At 42.2% G+C, this 2,374-nt stretch carries 3 protein-coding genes; all 3 read left to right on the forward strand.

Annotated elements, in window-relative coordinates; genetic code table 11:
* Nucleotides 1-224 precede the first annotated feature (224 nt).
* The gene (locus tag GRP75_RS24520; protein WP_034095047.1) at nt 225-683 is read left to right on the forward strand and encodes a flavodoxin; all 459 of its coding nucleotides are present in this window, start codon (nt 225-227) and stop codon (nt 681-683) included.
* Between the two features lie 20 nt (nt 684-703).
* Nucleotides 704-1,516 carry a hypothetical protein gene (locus GRP75_RS24525; RefSeq protein ID WP_023989066.1) on the forward strand — a complete coding sequence of 271 codons (813 nt, stop codon included), beginning with the start codon at nt 704-706 and terminating at the stop codon, nt 1,514-1,516.
* Between the two features lie 357 nt (nt 1,517-1,873).
* The coding region (locus tag GRP75_RS24530; RefSeq protein ID WP_160790623.1) for an HlyD family secretion protein at nt 1,874-2,374 on the forward strand (501 nt) is incomplete at its 3' end.

A 2,374-nucleotide genomic window follows, 5' to 3' on the forward strand; every position in this document is an offset into this window, starting at 1 on the left:
GTTGGCGGAGCGCATTATAAGGTAATGACCTATGTTGTAACTAATAATTTGTTTATCCATAGAGTTTATCTGCCAAAAGCCGCATGTAATGCGGCTGTTTTGCGTATATTTCCATAAGATTAAACCTAGTTTTTTAAATTAATATTTGACAATGAGAATCATTATCAAATATTATTTGAGTAACAGGGAGTGAAAGCATCCCATATTTCAAATAAAGGTGAGGGATGAACTTGGGTAAAATCATGATTGCTTATGCCAGTTTGACAGGTAATACAGAGGAAATCGCGGAATTGATCGCCGAGGGCGTCCGTCAGGCAGGGCACGAGGCGGAGTTGAAGGCTTCGTATGATTGCAGCGCGCAAGAACTGCTCGCATATGACGGGTTCCTACTGGGTGTATATACATGGGGAGATGGTGAGCTTCCTGATGAATTTTTGGATTTTTACGAGGAACTAGACGAGCTTGATTTGTCTGGTAAAAAGACCGCAGTATTTGGCAGTGGAGATACATCTTATACGCAATTCTGTGGCGCAGTGGACTTGGTAGAGGAAAAAGTCAAAGAACGCGGCGCATCGGTCATTCAGGAGAGTCTGAAGATTGAATTTAATCCATTGGATGATGATAAGGAGAATTGCCGAGCTTACGGAAGACAATTTGCACAGGCGGGTATTGGGGTGTCCTGAGAAGAGAGTGAGGGATAGGTATGCGCAATAGCGATGGCTTAAGCGCCTTTCCTCTTCTGCACGACTATCAGCTTGAGGAGATGTGGAGAACTCCACAGCCAATTCGTCAATCACAGAGGAAAAGAGGGCGTGAGGGTTGGAATTGGCGGCAACGGGTTCAATATGCAATAGGGCATGCGCTGAACGAATACTTTGGAATGGAAGTAGAGGTGCGGCGGGAAGTCCCTGTCCAGTATGTGCTAGAGAAATGGTGGCCCAAGCAGTCAGACAGCTTTGAATCTTTGTTCCATTATTGGGATGTCAAAAATAAAGTGTCAGGTGAGTTGTCAAAAATTTGTGGCTTAAATAATGACTTGCTGGTACCTGTAATGCTGTATGAACAATTTTGTACGTCTGTGCCTGAGTTAGAGGTCAATATTTCGCTTATTGTTCAGGCTGCTTGGCAACTATCAGCAGAAGCAGATTCCCTGCTCATTCAAAAGTACATCGTTGACTATAACCCTAACGTTATTAGTACGTTCCAACATATGACAAATGTATTTTGTTATTATGCATTTGGAGCTCTTCCTCAGCTCATTGAGGTATATTGTCTGCTAGAAGGCAAGAAGGTCCGTTTCATTCCGGGACCTGCTTCTTTACAGCAATCTCTGGATTACGTGCGGCTATTACGGGATTCCAAAGAGGATGTACATGGGACGACAGAACGCTGCCGTTGCGGGGGTTGCATGGAAAAGCAAGCTTCTCAAGGGAATAGAATGAATAGGAACACGAAGGAAGGGCAGGGGGCGAAAAACTGCAAACAACGGTCAGCTGTACCTACACCTTTCTCATAACGTTACTGTGTAACCCTTTAATTGTAAACTATCCCTTTTCGTGAAAGAGCCTTGGAAACAAGGCTCTTTTTTATGAAAAAAAATTATGAAAAAACTGAAAATTTATGTTGCCTGAATAGATAAATATATCTATAATATTTCAATGTACAATAGTTATATGAAAATATTTAAATATAAAAAGACGGTTTGTGGATCATGGATCAGATTGTCCTATGTACATAAAGTTAGTCCTGTCTTTTGCATGGAATGTTGCCATGTGTTTATTTACGTTCTCTATTTGGTTTAATGGCCTAATATTTCAATTTTAAAATATTAGCGTTGAATAATAAAATTTTTTGGACAACAGGGGTGGAAGAAGTGAGTAAGAAAACTGTATTGCCAATCCTCATTGTACTGCTCATTCTGAGCGGTGGAGCTATTGGCTACTATTATTGGTATCAAGCAACACACTTTGTTAAAAGTGACGATGCGCGCATTCAAGCCGATCAATATAAGGTAATGCCGCAAATCTCCGGAGAAATTAGCCACATTGATGTGGAAGAAGGAGATGTTGTTCAGCGTAATGAACCGATTGCCGAGCAGGATGTATCGGGGCTGGATGCGAGTATGATCAGCAAGTCCGTACTGCGCGCGCCGATCAACGGAACCGTTATTAAGATTTATTCGAAAGAGCATGAAATCGGATCGCCGGGTAGTGCTGTTGCAACTATGGTGGATATGAACAGCTTGTACGTATCCACGAACATTGAAGAAACCGATATTAACCGTATTAAACCAGGACAGCTTGTTGATATTACGCTTGATGCAGCAGGTGACCAGGTGATTCAGGGTAAAGTTCGTAAAGTGGGCGAAGCCTCC

Source organism: Paenibacillus sp. OT2-17 (assembly GCF_009827695.1).
In the GTDB taxonomy this organism is placed as follows: domain Bacteria; phylum Bacillota; class Bacilli; order Paenibacillales; family Paenibacillaceae; genus Paenibacillus; species Paenibacillus polymyxa_B.